The sequence below is a fragment of the Streptomyces sp. NBC_00045 genome (genome assembly GCF_045041095.1).
GTDB lineage: Bacteria > Actinomycetota > Actinomycetes > Streptomycetales > Streptomycetaceae > Streptomyces.
Genome location: NZ_CP108271.1, coordinates 6,114,452 through 6,131,640, shown reverse-complemented (window position 1 = coordinate 6,131,640; position 17,189 = coordinate 6,114,452). Strand labels below are relative to the sequence as shown.

Here is a 17,189-nt window from a genome sequence, read left to right as displayed (position 1 = left end):
TTTATCTCCCCCTTTGCGGCTGCTGGTTGCCTGTCCCACGGCCGCCGTCCGCCTCCGGACGACCCGAACGAAAGGAACACACCGTGTCGAAGACCGAACGGAAAGTCGTCAGCCGGGACGATGTCGAGCCCGTCTGCTGGTTCGGCGAGGAGGGCCGCTTCCTGCTCCGCAAGGAGGACACCGGCGGCCTGTACAGCTTCTACCAGATCACCACGCGGCCCGGCAGCGGTCCGCCGCTGCACGTCCACGAGTCGGCCGACGAGGCGTTCTTCGTCAACAAGGGCACCTACGAATTCGAGATCGGCGGGGTCACCGAGACCATCACCGAGGGCACCGTGATCTACGGGCCGCGCGGCGTGCCGCACCGTTTCCTCAACGTCGGTGACGAGCCGGGACAGTTGCTGGTCATCGCGACGCCCGGCGGCGTGGAGAACTTCTTCATCGGCCTGTCCGAGCTGGTCTCCGGCGGTGGCATGCCCGACTGGGAGAAGATGCAGCAGCTCGCCAACGACAACGAGATGCGGGGCTTCATGCCGCAGCCGGGCGCCCGCGGCGACGTGGCCGGCCCGCCCGCCGGGCTGCACGGCCGCCCGGGTGCTCCCGCCGGCGCGCAGGGCTGAGGAGGACACCATGCCCGCACAGCCCGCCGGCAACCGCGCCGGCCTGCGGCTCGCCGCACCGCCCCGTCGCCATGACGTGATCATTCTGGGTTCCGGCATCGCCGGGTCGACCCTGGGCGCCATCCTCGCCAAGCAGGGCGTCTCCGTCCTCCTCCTCGACGGCGGCACCCACCCCCGGTTCGCCGTCGGCGAGTCGACGACGCTCTACACCCTGAAGGTCTTCCGGCTGCTCGCCCGCCGCTACGGCATCCCCGAGCTGGAGTCCCTGACCTCCTCCGACGGCATCCGCGACGACATCGCGCCGACGTCCGGCACCAAGCGGCACTTCGGCTTCATCCGGCACGAGGAGGGCAAGGAGCCCGACCCGGCCGAGTTCCTGCAGTTCAGCCCGCCGTCCAAGGCGTTGCAGACCGGTCACCTGTTCCGCCAGGACACCGACGCGTACCTCTTCCACGCGGCCATCCGCTACGGCTGCGACGTCCGGCAGGCCTTCCACGTCGAGGACGTGGAGCTGGCCGAGGACCACGTCGCCGTGGTCGGCAAGGGCGGCGAGCGGTACGAGGGCCGCTACCTGGTGGACGCCAGCGGGTTCCGGTCCCCGATCGCCAAGGAACTGGGGCTGCGCAAGGGGCCGGAGGCCCTCAAGCACCACTCCCGCTCCATGTTCACCCACATGCTGGGCGTCCGTCCGACCGACGAATGCCTGCGCGTGGGGCCCGAGGACGCGCCGCCGATCCCCTGGGTCGAGGGCACGATGCACCACCTCTTCGACCGCGGTTGGTTCTGGTCGATCCCCTTCAACAACTACCCGGGCTCGAAGAACCCCTTGGTCAGCGTCGGGCTCACGCTCGACGAGCGGATGTACCCGAAGAACCACGACATCACCCCGGAGGAGGAGTTCCGCAGCTTCGCGGCACGCTTCCCGGCGGTGGAGCGGCTGTTCGCGGACGCCCGTACGGTACGGCCGTGGGTGTCGGCCGACCGGATCCAGTACACCTCGACGAAGACGGTGGGGCACCGCTGGTGCCTGATGTCGCACGCGGCCGGCTTCATCGACCCGCTGTACTCGCGCGGCCTCACCAACACCGGTGAAGTGGTCAACTCGCTGGCGTGGCGGCTGCTCGACGCGCTCGCCGAGGACGACTTCGACGAGGAGCGCTTCCGGTACGTCGACGAGCTCCAGCAGGGGCTGATCCGCTACAACGACGAGCTCGTCAACTGCTCGTTCGTCTCGTTCCAGGACCACTCCCTGTGGAACGCCGTCTACCGCATCTGGTGCGCGGCCGAGGTGCCGATCAACCTGCGCTTCGACCGGTTCACCGAGCGCTTCATGGACTCGGGTGACGACGGCGTGCTCCGCGCGATGGAGGAAGCGGCCTACCCGGGCCTGCCCGTCCCCGGGTCCGCGGGCTACAAGGCCCTGTTCGACGACATGGTGCGGATCTGCGAGGCGGTCGACCGGGGGGAGCGCACCGCTGCCGACGCGGGCGCCGAGCTGATGAAGACGGTGGCCGGTTCCCCGGTCGTGCTGGAGCACCTCGGCATCCGCGATGCCGACTGCCGCTTCGTCTTCCCGATGCGCGACGACCTGCGGCGCATGGCGACGTGGCTGCGCCAGGACGGCCCCGACGAGCTGCGCTACCTGACCACCGGCGTCGACGTGCACGGCGTGCCGGTGCCGGCCGAGCCGGATGTCGAGAAGGCGCTGCCCCACTGACGCGGGGCGCGTGCAACACGACAGGAGCGGGCGGCTCCCACGAGAGTGTGGGGCCGCCCGCTCCTGTCGTGTTGCTGCCGCGCCGTCCCGAACCGGGTACCGGGGTGCGGCCCGCGGGTGCGCCGCGGGCCGCGCCTTTAGGACGTGCTGGGGACGGCGCGGAAGACGGGGCAGCGGTCCGCGGCCGCCTCGAAGTGCTCCGGGGAGGCCGACTCGACCAGCCCGTTGCGTACGAACGCGTCGACGCCGCGCGGGACCTGGCCGGGGAACTCCCGCAGGATGCGGCCCCGCTCCGCGACGGGCAGCTCGACGAGGTCCACCCGCTGGGCCCGCCGGCCGCGGGTCAGCACCCCGCGCCCTGCGGCGCGGGCGTTCTTGACCCAGTCGGACTGCGGGTACGCCTGGAGGATGTAGCGGGTGCCGTCGACGACCACCGGGGCGACCGGATTGGTGCGGGGCAGGCCGCTGGTGCGCCCGGGGACCGTCAGCAGGTGCATGGGCCCGAAGGGCAGCCCGAGCCGGTGGAAGAGGATGACGACGTTGTTGCGGATCCTGTGCTGGGGAGGGAGGGGGCGGTGTGTGCTCATGCCGGTCACCTTTCGTGGACGCGTCGTGTGATGGCCCGGACCACGGACCGCGGCATGGCCCGCATGAGGGGAAGCCTGATGCGGTAGGCGAGACCCGGCACCGTGGACGCCTCGCCGGCCGCCACCGCGTCGAGGCCGGCCCGGGCCACCTGCTCGGCCGTCAGCCACTTTATGTTGGGCAGCGCGTCGGCCGACACCCCGGCCGCGGTGTGGAACCCGGAGCGGGTCAGGCCCGTGTGCACGGTGGTCACGTGGACGCCGTGCCGGGCGACCTCCATGGCCAGGCTCTCGCCGAGCGACGACAGGAAGGCCTTGGAGGCGGCGTACGTCGCGGAGCGCGGCTTGGGCAGGACGGCGACGAGCGAGGAGACGTTCACGATGCCGCCGGCGCGGCGGGCGATCATGCCCGGCAGGCAGGCGCGGGACAGCCGCAGCGGGACGATCGCGTTGAGCACCGCCGTGTGCAGCTCGCGCTCCGCGGGCAGCTCGGCGAAGTAACCGGAGCCGCTCGACCCGGCGTTGTTGACCAGGAGCTCCACGGCCCGCTCGGGATCGGTGAGCCGCTGCTCGGCGACCGCGAGCTGGCTCTCGTCGGTGAGGTCGAGCGCGAGCACCTCCACGGTCACGCCGTGGGCGGACTCCAACTCGTCCGCGAGCTGCTTCAGCAGCTCGGCCCGCCTCGCGACGAGGACGAGATCGACGCCCTCCTGGGCCAGGAGCCTGGCGAACCCCTCGCCGATCCCACTCGACGCCCCGGTCACCATGGCCGAGGCGTACGGAAATCGCCGCATGACATTCCTCAAATCTCTTCGACAATTCGACTTGATACGTGCCGACACATTAGCCCCAGCCTCTGGTAATGGGCCAGCGAACGGAATGCTCCACCAACCCCTGCGGGGCCGATTTATTCCGGCTTAAGCGAGGGTTCATCGGCCGGTGTTGAAATGCTGCAGCACGATTGGCTGGACTTCTCATGTCCGCCGCCCGCACTCCGTCCCCGTCCTCCGTCGAAATGGCTGGTGTCGTTTCCATGAGTCCGTCCGCGCTAAAGCGGGAATCACCGTCCCTGACACCCCTCGCACCCGGCGCCGGTCCGGCCGACCGACTGCACTCCCTCACCGGCCTGCGCTGCATCGCGGCCCTCGCCGTCTTCCTCTCGCACGTCGGCACCCTGCTGCCGCTGCCCGACGCGAAGCCGGTGCTGACCCTGGGCTCCTCCGGCGTGACGTTCTTCTTCGTCCTGTCCGGCTTCGTCCTCACCTGGACGCACCTGGCCGGTGACCGGGTGGGCCCGTTCTACGGCCGCCGGTTCGCCCGCGTCTGGCCGATGCTGCTGGTGGCCGTGCTGGTCCCGCTGTTCCTTCAGCTGCCCGACGCGCAGCCGGGCCAGGGCGACTCCCTGAAGCTGATGGCACTCTCCGCGATCCTGATGTACCAGGCGTGGGTGCCCGACTACATCCTGGGCAGCACGAACCCGGTGACCTGGTCACTGGCCTGCGAGGCGTTCTTCTACGCGGTCTTCCCGTTCGTCGCGAGGTTCACGGCGCGCCGCTCGCTGCGCTGGCTCGGCGGCGCAGCCGTGGTTCTGGTGCTGGTGGGCTGGGGCATCAAGGCGTACCTGTGGGATGCCTACCCGCCCAAGCTGCCCCCGGCGTTCACCGGTGTGGACGGCATGATCTTCGGCACGTACTCCCCGATCGCACGGGTCTGGGAGTTCCTGCTCGGCGTGGTCGCGGCGACCGCCGTGCGCAAGGGCTGGCGCCTTCCGCTCAGCGCCGCCTCGGCCACCGCCCTGCTCGCCGCCGGCTTCTTCGTCCTGTGGGTGCTGCGGTTCGAGACCTGGCGCCTGGTCGGCATCTACGACGCGCTGCCCCAGGTCACCGCCCCGCTGTACGCACTCGTGGTGGTCGCCGTGGCCCAGCGGGACCTCTCGGGACGGACCTCGTGGCTGCAGGCGAAGCCGATGGTGGCGCTCGGCGAATGGTCGTACGCGTTCTACCTCTTGCACTTCACCGTGCTCTTCGAGATTTCCTCTGCGGTATTCGACCGGAAGAGCATCATGGAATATTACATGCGCCCCGCCGAGGCGAGCTGGTCAAATGCGGGCTGGGCGGCCCTCGCTCTTGTCATCAGCATTATGGCCTGCGCGCTCATGTACCAGCTCTTCGAGCGTCCCGTCGAGCGGTGGCTGCGGTCCCGAATCGGCCGGCGCGATGGACACGTTTCGACTCAGGCCCTGGGTACGGGTGCCCGCGGGGAGTCCCGCGCGGAAAGCGGCACCGCATCGACGAATGAGGTTCGACAGGCATGACGACACCGGAAACCGTCACGGACGGGCTCCTCTCCCCGCAGCCCCGCCGGACCGGGGAGCGCCCGCTGGAAGACCCCTTCGACGTCATGTTCACCGGGTGGTCCTTCTTCCGGAGCAAGCTCCTGACCGCGGCGATGGACCTCGGGGTCTTCGCGGCGCTGGGCGACGACTCGCTCGGGGCCGCGGAGCTGGCCGACCGCGCGGGCCTGCACCCGCGCGGCGCCCGGGACTTCCTCGACGCACTGGCCGCCATCGGGCTGCTCGTACGGGAGGACGGCCACTACCGCAACAGCCCCGGCACGCTGCGCCACCTGCTGCCGGACCGCGAGGGGTTCGTGGGCGGCTTCCTGCGGATGACCACCGAACTCATGGGGAGCGACCCGGAGTCCTTCACCGGGCTGTTGCGGGGCGGCACGGCCCGCAACCAGGGAGCCGGCGGCGAGGTCCCGTTCACGAAGATCTTCCACGACCCGGTCCGGCTGCGGCAGTTCCTGTCCGCCATGGACAGCTTCAGCGGGGCCGTCGGGCAGGAGCTCGCCCGGGTCTTCGACTGGTCGCGGGTGGCGACGTTCAGCGACGTCGGCGGAGCCCGCGGCAACCTGGCGGCGCACCTCGCCGCCGCCCATCCCGGGCTGACCGGCACCGTATTGGACCGGCCGTCCATGGCGGAGCACTTCGACCGCCTCGTGGCCGAGCGCGGAGTGGCGGAGCGGCTGCGCTACGTCGGCGCCGACTTCTTCCAGGTCGAGCTGCCGCGCGCGGACGTCGTGATCCTCGGCAGCGTCCTGCACGACTGGCCCGCGGAGCAGCGTGCCACCCTGCTGCGCAAGGCGTACGATGCGGTCCACGACGGCGGCTGGTTGATCGTGTACGACACGATGCTCGACGACGAGCGGCGGGATCCGGACGGTCTCATGCTCAGCCTCATCATGATGCTGCAGTCCGCGCAGGCGAGCGGCTTCTCGCCGACCGAGTGCGGCGCGTGGATGACGGACGCGGGCTTCGCGGTCGAGCGCGTCGTGCGGCTGCCCGCCCTGACGACGGCCGTGATCGGCCGCAAGAACTGAACAACGGTGAACACCCGCTCCGGGACCGGTGGCCGGTCCGGGGGCGGGTGTTCCGCACACCGCGGTCTACCGCCAGTAACGCCAGGGTTCTCGGCGTCTCATGTCGCGGCGAAACGCCCGGCTCGGCGCGGTATCCGACCCACTCGACCAGGTTATTCTGGCCGGCCATTGCGCAACACTTGATCTCGGGGGAGATGCAAGACAGTGACGGCACACATCAGCGTCCTAGTGATCGACTCACACCCCATCTCACTGACGGGGCAGCACACCATTCTCGACGGCTGCCCCGATCTGAGGGTGGTCGGCGCCGCCCAGGACTGCGAGACCGCTGCCGCGCTGTACCAGGAACTGCGTCCCGACGTGGTCGTGGTCAACACGCACCAGGACGCCGGCCGGGCCCTGGACATCGTGCACGCACTGTCCAGGGCCCGGTCGCCGCTGGCCTCGGCCAACGCGCTCGTACTGGTCGACGACGTGGACGCCGCGGTGGACCAGGTCCTACAGGCCGGAGTGAAGGGCGTGCTGTCCAGCGGGACCAGTTCCGAGGAGCTCGCCGCCGCGGTCCGCATCATGGCCACGGGTCGCTCCCTGCTCATTCCCCGGGCCCGGGAGGAGCCGGGGGACTCCCCCCTACAGATGCTGACGGAGCGGGAGGTCGAGGTCTTCCACCTCGTGACCCGCGGCTACAGCAACGCGGAGATCTCCGCGGAGCTGACACTGAGTCAGAGCACCGTGAAGTCCCACATCCAGCGGGTGATGGAGAAGCTCTGCCTGCGCAACCGCGTGCACGCCGTGATCTTCGCCTACGAGAACAACATCATCCACGCGGGCCTGTAGCGAAGGGGGCCGGCCCCGGGGTCTTCCCCTCCGGCGCCCGCAGCTGGGCCAGGACCCGCGCCACGTCGAACACGTTCCGGTCCTCGACGACGCGCCCGTTCTCCACGCGCCACAGCTGGATCCCTTCCGAGGCGATCGCACGTCCGGTGGGCGCCACGCCGGCGAACTCCCCCACGTGGGTACCCCGCGTCGTGTACCAGCTCGCCACCCACGGGCCCTCGGCCACCTGCAGCCCCACCTCGACGGTGAGCCCGGCGAAGGCGGCACGCCGCTGCCGCACGCTCTCCTTGGGGCCCTCGGGGCCGACCGGTCGGTTGCCGAGCAGGAACTCCGGGGCGAAGATCTGGTCGGCGACCTCCAGCTCCCCGCGGCTCCAACCCTCGTCGAACCAGCGGCGCGCGAGGGCCTTGTTGGCTTCCTGCACGCTCGGCCGTCCGCCCTGTGCCACGCCCGTCACCGGCCTCCCTCCACGGAGAGGGGAGCCGGTGCGGCGCCCGCTGCGCGCAGGGCATCGAGGCTCTCGCGGCCGACGGTGCTCAGCGCCGGAACCGGCGACTGCGCGGCCCACTGCAGGAAGTCCGCGATCTGGTCGCGGTCCGGGTGGATGAACCGCTGGTCGACGTCCTTCCAGCCGAACCCCGGGTGCACCGCCTCGGACTTCTCGATGAGGTCCAGGACGATGTCCGCCGCCCGGTCTCCGTCGATCTCCTTGGCCTCGTACTGCGCGCAGGCCTTCGCCGTACCATCGAGCAGGGCCTTGAAGTCATCGTTGTCGGGCCACCAGAGGCCGGTGTGGGGCACCTTCTCCAGGGCGTCGAAGACGCTCGCGTCGCGGTCGGCGCGGAACCTGCGCAGCGCGTTGTTGATCCGCAGGGTGCCGGGGGTGTTGCCGCTGCCCCAGATGCGGAACACCGCGTTCCAGAGACGGAAGTGCGAGAAGGCGATGAAGGAGCAGTTGACGAGGGTGTCGTTGTAGTCGAGCAGGCCCTGTTCGAGCTCCTCGACGTGGCGGAAGCGCTCCTCGGAGAAGTCGTCGTCCGCGAGCGCGGCGAGGAGCCGTGGGGCGAGGGCGTGGATGATCTCGAACGTGTTGGACATGCCGCGCGAGTAGAGCGGGTCCAGGAAGCCGGCGGCGTGCGACATCAGGCACCACCGCTCGCCCACGGTCTTGTTCGAGGAGTACTGCAGGCGGCCCGTGGACACCCACTCGCGGACCTTCTTCGCCCCGTCGAACTGCCGCTCCACCGCCGGGAACCGGCTCAGCAGCTGCGCGAACTCCTCCTCGGCGCTGATGTCCTCCGGCTTGGGGTACAGGCGCGGGTCGAGCGTGACGCCGACGCTGCACAGCGGGTTGCGGGAGAGTTCGTGGTTGTCGAACGGGATGATCCAGAACCAGCCCCGGTCGAAGAGGTGGTGCATGGTGCCGTTGTGCCAGGGCACCGGCGGCCGGCTCTGCTCGGGCACGTCCAGCACGTCGTCGAACGGCTTGACCCCGATCATGTGCGTGAACAGGGACCGGGAGTGGTGCTTGAACCGGGCCGGCTGCTCGCGCAGGCCGAGGTGGTCGGCCAGCGGGGAGCGGAAGCCGCTCGCGTCCACCAGGTAGCGGGCTCGGACCACGTGCCCGTCGGCGCCGGTCACGGTGACGCCGTCGTCATCGACGTCGATCTTCTCGGCCCGCCACTGCTGGCGCGTGTCGCAGCCGTGCTGGACGGCGACGCGCAGCAGGTAGGCGTCGCTGTCCTGACGGAAGAGGTGGCTCGCGGAGGTCAGCGCGTCGGGGATGACGAACTGGTGCGCCTCGTCCGGGTCGGGCTCCTGGCCCGGTCGGTGCAGCATGAATCCGAAGTGCTGCTTGCGGCCGAAGGTGTTGCTCACCTTCTCGTTGATGGTGGTCGCGTCGGTGAGGGCCTCGAACTCGGGCACGTCGTAGCGTTCGGCGAGCACCTGGAGCCAGGCGACGAGCTGGGGAATCATGGACTCCCCCACTGCGAAGCGGGGGTGGGTGCCCGCGTCCGCGATGAGCACCTTGGCCCCGCTGCGGGCCAGTACTGCGCCGAGGGTGGATCCGGCGATTCCCGATCCCAGGATCACCACGTCGTGGCTGGGCCTCTGTGTGGACACTGTCGGTTCCCTTCGCACTCGTTCGTCGGGGGCGCCGTATTGCCGTCGGCGCCCGCCCGACCACCCTTGCGTACGCCGATGAAGGCGTGAGAAAGCGCGTGTAAGCCACCGCGCCGGAGCGCGGTGGCCTACACACCGTCAGGCGCGGCTCTGCGGGCCGGCCTGCGAGGCGGGGGTTGCGGCGGACAGCTCCGCCGCCTGCCCCTCGTGCCCTGCCGCGTCGTCGTCGGCGGGGCGGGTCCTCGGTCCGGGGACTCGTCCGGGGGTGGTGACGAGCAGCCGGCCCAAGGAGCGCGGGAACCACCAGTTGGACCGCCCGAGGAGGGTGACCAGCGCCGGGGTGAGGAGGCCCCGGACCACGGTGGCGTCGATGACGATGCCCGCCGCCAGGGCGGTGGCGAACACCTTCACGTCGGTGATCGGAATGCTGGCCAGTGCGGTGAAAGCCAGGAAGAGGATGAGCGCCGCGGAGGTGACGAGCCGGCCGGTGCGGCTGATGCCGGTCACGACGGACGGGACCACGGTGTCGTGCTCGCCCTTGGCGGTGAGCTCCAGGTGCGTCTCACGGATGCGGTGGAGGATGAACACCTCGTAGTCCATGGACAGTCCGAAGAGGAAGGCGAAGACCGCCATGGGGATCCAGATGGTCACCGCCCCGATCGCCGGGGTGTTGAACAACGCCTCGCTGCCGTAGCCCTTCTGCCAGACGAGGACGACCACACCGTAGGCCGCACAGGTGGACAGCGCGTTGAGGATCAGCGCCTTGATGGGCAGGACGACCGAGCGCAGGGTACGGGCGAGCACCACGAAGGTGAGCAGGGCGACGAGGATCAGGATGAGCCCGAGGGACCCGTAGACCGCGTCGATGAAGTCCACGTCCGTGGCGGGGCCGCCGCCGGCGAGGGCGCCGGGGGTGTCCTGGGCGAGGTCCATGACCTTGGTGACCGTGTCCCGGCCGGCGCTGCTGGACGGATCGGCCTGGGTCCACACGTCGACGATGCGCTGTCCGCCGCGCGCCCAGTCCGCCGGAGCGGCGGAGCCGGCGACGCCTTCGAGGCCGGCGAGCTTGCCGTGCAGGGCGTCGGTGCCGCCCTCGTCGACGATGACCTCAAGGGGGCGGGCGATGCCCTCGCCGAAGCCCGCGTCGACGATCCGCTGGAACGCGGCGGCGGGCTTGCCGCCCTGGGCCAGCGTCACGGTGGCCGGCTGCCCCAGGCGCAGGGCGAGTACGGGCGCGGCCAGGGCCAGCAGCACCGCTCCGCTGAGCACGGCGCACAGCGCGGGACGGCGGGTGGTGAGTCCGGCGATCCGGCCCCACAGCTTGCTGTCCGGGCGGTGGGCCCGGCGCGGCCGGTCGAGCTTGTCGCCCCAGGCGTACAGCATGATGGGCAGCAGGGTGACCGCGATCGCGACGCTGACCAGCGGGATCAGCAGGCCCGCATATCCGACGCTGCGCAGGAAGGGCACCGGCAGGACCACGAGCGCGGCGAGGGAGATCGCCACCGTGGCGCCGCTGAGCGCGACCGCGTGCCCGGCGCTGGCGACGGCCCGTACGACTGCCTCGCGGCGCGATGCGAGGTCGGCGCCGTCGGATCCGGGCTTCTGCCGTTCCTCGCGCCAGCGGGTGACGATGAGGAGCGCGTAGTCGATCGCGATGCCCAGGCCGATGAGCGCCACCAGGAACTGCACGATGAAGGAGACGTCGGTGATGCCGGTGATGCCGCGCACCAGCAGGAACGTGGTGGGGATGGCGACCGCGGCCATCAGCAGGGGCACGATGGCCAGACCGCTGGCGAAGACCAGGCTCAGGACGACCAGGGCGCCGAGGGCGCCGATCAGGGTCTCGTAGATCGGGCTGCGCGTGGCTCCGCTGTCGCGGCCGGAGAGCACCGGCTGGCCGGTCAGCTCGACGGGGGCGCCGGCGATCTTCGCGTGCTCGACCGCCGCCTGGACGCCCGGGAGGGACTGGGCGTACGGCACGTTGGAGCGGTTGGCCGGCGGGTAGACCAGCGCGACCGTGGTGCGCTTGTCCTTCGAGACCAGGGACTCGCCTCCGGGGCCCGCGTAGGAGACGCTGCGGCCGCCCTTCGGGGTGACCTTGGCGATCAGGTCGCCCCACTGCTTGCGCACGCCGTCGTCGTCGACGCTCGCGCCCTGGGGCACGGTCACCACGAGCAGCAGCGGAGCGTTCTTGCCGCCGGTCTGCGAGAAGCGCTGTGCCAGCGCGTCGTTCGCGGCCTGTGACGGCTTGTCAGGGAGCCGGGACTCGTACGAGAGCTTGTCGATCGTGCTGCCCGAAAGGGCCCCTCCGGCCAGGGTGAGCACCACCCAGACCAATACGACGGGCAGCCGATGGGAGAGCACCCATCGAGTCATGCGCTCCAAGGTAACCCCTCCTGTAGGGACGCTACTGTGTAGCCACGCTACGTATGTCGGAGGACAAGCTAGCCCGGCGAGCGAAGTGACGCAACTCCAAACCTGCACCACACGAGGGCAGTTGACATGGAGCGATAGGTTCCGCAAAGCCGGAGAGCCCCTGGTGGCCGGTCCCTGATCAGGGACCGGCCACCAGGGGCTCTCCTCACAACTACCGGTAGCGGGCTGGTACTACGGGGAATCCGCCCCGCGCAGGACGGACAGGAAGCGCTTCAGCGCCGTCCCGAAGTACGCGCCGGCCAACAGGGTCAGCGTCGCCGGAATGGTGACCATGGGCCAGTCCAAGGATTCCGGATGGCTCAGGCCCCGGTTGAGCAGGAGCAGGGCCAGCGCTCCGAGTACGGAGAGCAGCCCGATGAGGGCCGCGAGCGTCCCGGTGGTGACCATCTGGTCGCGCCGGTCGGCCGCCGCGGCGAAGCCGGTGCCCTTGCGGAGCCCGGAGAACGCACCCGCCAGGGACAGCACGCAGCCGAAGGCTACGATCGACAGCCCCGTCAGCAGCAGCGGCGGATGGTACGGCCACGGTCCGGCCGGGCCCCCGAGCAGGGCGGACGCCCAGGTCGCGGCGAGCAGCGGCAGGGCGCACATCGCCTGTACGGACAGCCGGTTCGCACTGATGCGCAGGGTCGCGTCGTTGTAGGCGCGGGCGACCTCGGGCGCCGGTCCCCACTCCCGGACGGCGCGGTGCGCCGCCTCCTCGTCGTCGGCCCCGTCGTCCAGGTTGCACTCCACCACGCACTGGAGGCCGTCCAGTACCTCGTCGAGGATGGCCGAGCGGCGCGAGTCCGGTCCGACCAGGTGCTCCGCGACGTGGTCGGTGTAGCGCTGCAGTACGGCCGCCTGCGTCACGCCTACCCGCCCAGCACGACGGAGATGACGGAGGAGATCTCCTGCCATGCCGTCCGCTTGTCGGCCAACGCCCGGCGTCCGGCCGTGGTGAGGAAGTAGTTGCGGCGGCGGCGGCCGTTGTGGATGCCCCACTCGCTGCCGACCAGGCCCGCGGCCTCCAGCCGGTGCAGTGCCGGATAGACCGTCCCGGTGGGGAGGTTGATGGTATCGCCGCTGCGCCGCTTGAGTTCCTCGATCACGGCGTAGCCGTGCTGCGCGCCGGGTTCCAGCACCGACAGCAGCATGCCTTCCAGGTTGCCCCTCAGATTCTCCGCCTTCACGCTTACCCACACTACACATCAGGACCGGAGCCGGACACGGCTGTTTCGGCACGCCCGCGCCCGCCGGGGGCGGCGGCGCCGGGTGGGGCGGCCACCTGCTGTGCGGCGTCCGGGGCGATCGCCGACGGGAGGTCCCGGCGGGCCCGGACCCCGAGTTTGCGGAAGACACGGGTGAGGTGCTGCTCCACCGTGCTGACCGTGATGCGCAGGCGCTGCGCGATCTCCTTGTTCGTGTGCCCGTCCGCCGCGAGGGAAGCCACCCGCCCCTCCGCGGCGCTGAGCGTGCCGACGACGGCGGCCCCGTCCGCCCGTTCGCCGCAGGGCCGCCGCCCGGGCGGCGCCAGCGTTTCGGCCTCCGCCGCGAGGGCGGCCGCCAGCGGGCGCGCCCCGCACCGACCGGCGAGCCGGGCAGCCGTGGCGAGGCCCGTCCGGGCGCGGCCGGTACGGCCCGCCCGGAGGTGGTCGCGGGCGAGGTCGGCCAGGGCGCCGGCGGTCTGGAGGGGGTCGCCGGCGGTGCGCAGGACGGCGACGGCCCCGGTGAGCAGGGCGATCCGTTCGGCGCCGTACTCGGTGTCCGCGAGGACCCGCAGGGTGAGCCCGCGGGTCCGGGTGGGCAGTGGTCCCGCCAGGGCGAGCTGCTCCCGGGCGAGGGCACGGGCGGTGGTCGTGTCGCCCCAGGCCAGGTGGGCGAGGGCCGCCCCGGTCCGCCAGGGCGCGAGGGCCGGTTGATCGCATCCCCAGCGGCGCATGAGGTCCGCGCAGGCCGTGAAGTCGTCGAGGGCCTCGTCGGCCCGTCCGGTCTCCAGGAGGTGGCGGCCGCGGGCGTGCAGGACGTGCAACCCGAAGCGGGTCTCGAACATCGCGTCCGGCACGGGTACGGCGAGGTGCTCCGCGGCGGCCAGATGGTCGCCGAGGTCCGTGGCGGCCTCGACGAGATGGGCCAGCGGCCGGCCCAGGGTCACCCCCCAGCTCTCCACCGGCACCTGCGCCAGAGCCGCCTCGGCGAGGCCGCGCGCCGCGACGGGATCGCCCTGGCGGCGCCGGACGCCGGCCAGCAGGGAGGAGAACTCCGCCTCCCACAGGGGGACCTTGCGGGTACGGGCCTCGGTCAGCCAGTGCCGGCACCAACGGTCGGCGGCCCCGGTCTGCTCGGCGTACAGCAGGGCCGTCACGGCGCACACGATCCACTCCGAGGTGTTCCGCCCCAGCCGCATGCCCCGGAGCGCGTCCTGCGCAGCGGCGACGGCCGGTGCGCCGGGGCCGCGGGCGAGCACCTCGGACAGGGCCGCCGCCGCCCGGATCCTGGGATCGCCACCGGTGCCGGCGGCCGGCACCAGCACCGGTGGGTGGATCGCCGCCATGAGGGTGCGGGTGGCCCGGACCTCGGCGCCGGCCGCCGGATCCGCGTACGTGCCCGCCGCCTGCTCCCCCGCCCGCTCGACGGCCAGGGCCGCCTCGTCGAACCGGCCGTGCCACAACAAGTGCCGTGCCAGGGACAGGGCGTGGCGGCCGGGCAGCAGGCCGTCGCGCAGCGCCGCCGCGAGCTCCGCGACGTGCCGGGTGCCGAGCGCGGGGTCGAGCAGCCGGGCGGTCGCGGCCAACTGGGCCTGTAGGAGCGCGCGTTCGCCGTCCTCGCGGCTCACCGCCACGGCGGCGCCGAGGCAGTCCCGCGCCTCCTGGAGCCGGTCGGCCTCCAGATGGCGCCGCGCGGCCTCCTTCAGTACGGCCGGGGCCCAGGGCTCCTCGACGGGTGCGGCCGCGAGCAGGTGCGGGGCGATCCTCGGGGCGTCGGCCCCCTCCCCGTGGAGCAGCTCGGCCGCACGGCGGTGCAGCGCCCGGCGGGCGGGTGCCGACAGGCTCCGCAGGACCGCCGTGCGGCCCACGGGATGCCGTAGCCGCGCGCCGTCGAGGAGTCCGGCCGCCGCCAGGTCCCGGCACCGCTCGGCGACGGCGGCGGGCTGCTCTTCGAGGAGCCGGGCCGCGAGGCCGGGGACCGTGTCCGCCTCGTCGAGCACGGCGAGGACCTGAGCGAGGGCCAGGGCGGCGGGTCCGCCGCGGTGGAGGAGGCTCAGCACCGCGTCCGCGTAGGCGTCGGCGACGACGGGCCCGACCGCGGGGGCGCCTTCCCGCGTGGCGGCGACACGGTCCCGGTCCGTCACGAGCGCCTGAAGGAGCAGGGGATTGCCGGCGGTGATGCGGTGGTGGTCCGCGGCCAGCCCCCGGGCCGCCGCACCGCCGAGGGAGCCGGCCAGCACGGTGGCCACGCCGCCCGGGGAGAGGCCTTCGAGTACGACCCGCCGATAGCGGGGGTGGCGGCGCAGTTCGGCCTGCAGCTGCGGGTGGGCCGGCCGCGTGGTGGCGCACTCGGTGGCCACCAGGGCGATGCGCGCCGCCCGCAGGTGCGGCACGAGCCGGCTGATCCAGTGCAGGGAGAGGGGGTCGGCGAGGTCGATGTCGTCGACGCAGAGCAGGACCGGCGTCTGCACGGCGATCCGCAGCAACCCCGCGGTCAGGTCGTGCAGGGCCGCGCCGGTCGCCCGGTCTGGCGGCCACCGGAGGGAGCCGCCGGCGCCCGGGTCGAGTACCCGCGCAGGCTCCAGGACCAGGGCGTCGCAGCGGCCTTCGGGGAGGTCGGCGTACCGCAGCAGCTGACCGATCACGCCGCCCTGCGCCTCCCGCTCCGGCCGGGAGCCGCCGGCCCACAGGACGGCGCCCCCGGCCCGGACGGCCACCGAACGCACTGCGTCGAGGAGTTCGGTGCGCCCGCAGCCGACGCCGCCGCTGACGACGGCGACGCCGCCCCGGCCCCGGGCGGCGTCGTCGAGCACGGCGGTCAGTTCGGCGAGTTGGCGGGCCCGTTCAGCCAGCGGCACGGCTGCCTCGTCCGGCGCCGGCCACGCCGTTCTCGGCCCCGTCGCCGACTGCGCTGAGGTCGGGTACGGCGGCCAGCCCCCGCCGGGCGCTCCTGGCACGGATCAGGTTCAGCAGCGGCCCGGTCATGGCGGTGGTCACCAGGGCCATGACGACCATCAGGGAGTACAACGTGCCGTCGAGCAAGCCGAGTTGCAGCCCGACGCCGAGGATGACCAGCTCGGTCAGGCCGCGGGTGTTCATCAGCGCCGCCAGGGTGCCCGAGTCCTCGGACGTGAGGCCCTGCGACCGGGCGCCCAGGTACGTGCCGCCGAACTTGCCGCCGATGGCGACGAGCAGGATGGCTGCGAGCTCGGTGAGCCCTTCGAGCCCCACGCCGCGCAGGTCGACCTTGAGGCCCGCGACCACGAAGTAGACGGGCAGCAGCAACGAGGTGATCTCGCCGGTGCGCTCGCGGATCTCCTCGCGCAGCGCGTCCGTGCCCTCGCGGGGCATCAGCGCACCGAAGAGGAAGGCGCCGAAGATGTAGTGCATCCCCATCATCTCGGTCGCCACGCCGGACAGGAAGATGCCGACCATCACGATGGCCAACCCGGTCGGCGTGAGGGTGCTGCCGGGACCGCCGTACGTGAGGACCCGCATCAGCAGGGGGCGTACGGCCACCAGGACCAGCGCGAACGGGATGAGCAGGGCGACCTGCCAGTAGTCCCCGGCGCCGCCGACGACCGCCTGCACGCCGGCCAGCGCCGACCAGGCGACGACGTCGACGACGGCGGCGACGGCGAGCGCGAGGCCGCCGATCGCCAGCCGGGACATGCCGCGGCTGACCAGGATGCGGGCGAGGACGGGGAACGCGGTCACGGACACGGACAGGCCGGTGAACACCACGAAGGCCGCACGCTGCTCGGTCGGGTGGTGGCGCAGCAAGAAGAAGGCGAGCGGGATGCCGAGGGCGAACGGCACCAGGGTCGAGCCCACGGCCGCGCCGACGGTGATCCTGACCCGGCCCCGCAGGAAGCGGTGTTCGAGTTCCAGTCCGACGACGAACATGAACACGGCGACGCCGATGTTCGCCAGCGCGCCCAGCAGCGGCCGTACGTCGGCGGGGAAGAGGCGGTCGGCGAGCAGGCCGCCGAGGAGCGTGGGTCCCAGGAGGACGCCGGCCAAGATCTCGCCGACCACGGGCGGTTGGCCGATGCGGGCGGCCAGGGCGCCCAGTCCTCGGGCGAGCAGCAGAATCAGCCCGAAATCCAGGAACAGCAACTGCACTTGGTGACTGGTCATGATCGATACGGTCCTCGGGTTGGCCGGCGTCGGTGGGAAGGCGAAGGCCGAGCGCCGCCCCGCGCAGTGGGCGCGGCGGCGGTGGGGTGGTGTTCGACATGCAGCGCGACCACGTCGCAAGGGCGCACACGAGGCCGCGCGGCCCTGCATCGGCATCCCCGGTTCG

The 17,189-nt window shown here is 71.9% G+C and carries 14 protein-coding genes; 5 read left to right on the top strand and 9 right to left on the bottom strand.

Annotation, left to right across the window (positions count from 1 at the left end; all coding sequences use genetic code 11):
* The first annotated feature begins 83 nt into the window (after positions 1–83).
* Positions 84–620 (top strand): cupin domain-containing protein, encoded by a 537-nt coding sequence (locus OHA65_RS28605; protein WP_327279058.1) that lies wholly within the window; start codon positions 84–86, stop codon positions 618–620.
* Positions 621–630: 10 nt separating this feature from the next.
* Entirely contained in the window at positions 631–2,337 is a 1,707-nt protein-coding gene (locus OHA65_RS28600) for a tryptophan 7-halogenase (RefSeq protein ID WP_328764075.1), read from the top strand.
* 137 nt (positions 2,338–2,474) lie between these two features.
* Here the strand turns inward: OHA65_RS28600 and OHA65_RS28595 are convergent, their stop codons facing one another.
* Together OHA65_RS28595 and OHA65_RS28590 are read right to left on the bottom strand one after the other, a co-directional pair.
* Complete coding sequence (locus tag OHA65_RS28595; protein WP_327279056.1) at positions 2,475–2,924, bottom strand: nitroreductase/quinone reductase family protein; 450 nt, start codon at positions 2,922–2,924, stop codon at positions 2,475–2,477.
* A gap of 5 nt (positions 2,925–2,929) precedes the next feature.
* Positions 2,930–3,715: an SDR family oxidoreductase gene (locus OHA65_RS28590; RefSeq protein WP_328764074.1), complete on the bottom strand. Its 786-nt coding sequence runs from the start codon at positions 3,713–3,715 to the stop codon at positions 2,930–2,932.
* 239 nt (positions 3,716–3,954) lie between these two features.
* On the opposite strand from OHA65_RS28590, the gene OHA65_RS28585 reads away from it, so the two are divergent.
* From OHA65_RS28585 to OHA65_RS28575, 3 genes are all read left to right on the top strand, one after another.
* Positions 3,955–5,235, top strand: a complete 1,281-nt coding sequence (locus tag OHA65_RS28585) for an acyltransferase family protein (RefSeq protein WP_405762669.1) — start codon at positions 3,955–3,957, stop codon at positions 5,233–5,235.
* Positions 5,232–6,302: a methyltransferase gene (locus tag OHA65_RS28580; protein WP_327279053.1), complete on the top strand. Its 1,071-nt coding sequence runs from the start codon at positions 5,232–5,234 to the stop codon at positions 6,300–6,302. The genes OHA65_RS28585 and OHA65_RS28580 overlap by 4 nt, the downstream gene beginning before the upstream one ends.
* Positions 6,303–6,506: 204 nt before the next feature.
* Positions 6,507–7,139, top strand: a complete 633-nt coding sequence (locus tag OHA65_RS28575) for a response regulator transcription factor (protein WP_327279052.1) — start codon at positions 6,507–6,509, stop codon at positions 7,137–7,139.
* On the opposite strand, the gene OHA65_RS28570 is transcribed toward OHA65_RS28575, so the two are convergent.
* The 7 genes from OHA65_RS28570 to OHA65_RS28540 form a co-directional block, all read right to left on the bottom strand.
* Complete coding sequence (locus OHA65_RS28570; protein ID WP_328764072.1) at positions 7,120–7,596, bottom strand: ester cyclase; 477 nt, start codon at positions 7,594–7,596, stop codon at positions 7,120–7,122. The genes OHA65_RS28575 and OHA65_RS28570 overlap by 20 nt on opposite strands.
* On the bottom strand, positions 7,593–9,263 hold the full coding sequence (locus OHA65_RS28565) for a tryptophan 7-halogenase (RefSeq protein ID WP_327279050.1): 1,671 nt from the start codon (positions 9,261–9,263) through the stop codon (positions 7,593–7,595). The genes OHA65_RS28570 and OHA65_RS28565 overlap by 4 nt, the downstream gene beginning before the upstream one ends.
* A 138-nt stretch (positions 9,264–9,401) precedes the next feature.
* Positions 9,402–11,639: an MMPL family transporter gene (locus tag OHA65_RS28560; protein ID WP_328764070.1), complete on the bottom strand. Its 2,238-nt coding sequence runs from the start codon at positions 11,637–11,639 to the stop codon at positions 9,402–9,404.
* Between the two features lie 231 nt (positions 11,640–11,870).
* A complete protein-coding gene (locus OHA65_RS28555) occupies positions 11,871–12,548 on the bottom strand; it encodes a hypothetical protein (protein ID WP_327279048.1) in 678 nt (225 codons plus the stop codon).
* Between the two features lie 2 nt (positions 12,549–12,550).
* Positions 12,551–12,868: a helix-turn-helix transcriptional regulator gene (locus OHA65_RS28550; protein WP_327279047.1), complete on the bottom strand. Its 318-nt coding sequence runs from the start codon at positions 12,866–12,868 to the stop codon at positions 12,551–12,553.
* Positions 12,869–12,879: 11 nt separating this feature from the next.
* Complete coding sequence (locus OHA65_RS28545) at positions 12,880–15,741, bottom strand: AAA family ATPase (protein ID WP_371645072.1); 2,862 nt, start codon at positions 15,739–15,741, stop codon at positions 12,880–12,882.
* Positions 15,728–17,023, bottom strand: a complete 1,296-nt coding sequence (locus OHA65_RS28540) for a cation:proton antiporter (RefSeq protein ID WP_329314811.1) — start codon at positions 17,021–17,023, stop codon at positions 15,728–15,730. Before OHA65_RS28540 ends, OHA65_RS28545 begins: the two co-directional genes overlap by 14 nt.
* Between the last annotated feature and the right edge of the window lie 166 nt (positions 17,024–17,189).

Coding starts and splice junctions, on each gene's coding strand:
- OHA65_RS28600 (WP_328764075.1), top strand. CDS start 631: ATGCCCGCACAGCCCGCCGGCAACCGCGCCGGCCTGCGGCTCGCCGCA.
- OHA65_RS28595 (WP_327279056.1), bottom strand. CDS start 2,924: ATGAGCACACACCGCCCCCTCCCTCCCCAGCACAGGATCCGCAACAAC.
- OHA65_RS28590 (WP_328764074.1), bottom strand. CDS start 3,715: ATGCGGCGATTTCCGTACGCCTCGGCCATGGTGACCGGGGCGTCGAGT.
- OHA65_RS28585 (WP_405762669.1), top strand. CDS start 3,955: ATGAGTCCGTCCGCGCTAAAGCGGGAATCACCGTCCCTGACACCCCTC.
- OHA65_RS28580 (WP_327279053.1), top strand. CDS start 5,232: ATGACGACACCGGAAACCGTCACGGACGGGCTCCTCTCCCCGCAGCCC.
- OHA65_RS28560 (WP_328764070.1), bottom strand. CDS start 11,639: ATGACTCGATGGGTGCTCTCCCATCGGCTGCCCGTCGTATTGGTCTGG.
- OHA65_RS28540 (WP_329314811.1), bottom strand. CDS start 17,023: ATGACCAGTCACCAAGTGCAGTTGCTGTTCCTGGATTTCGGGCTGATT.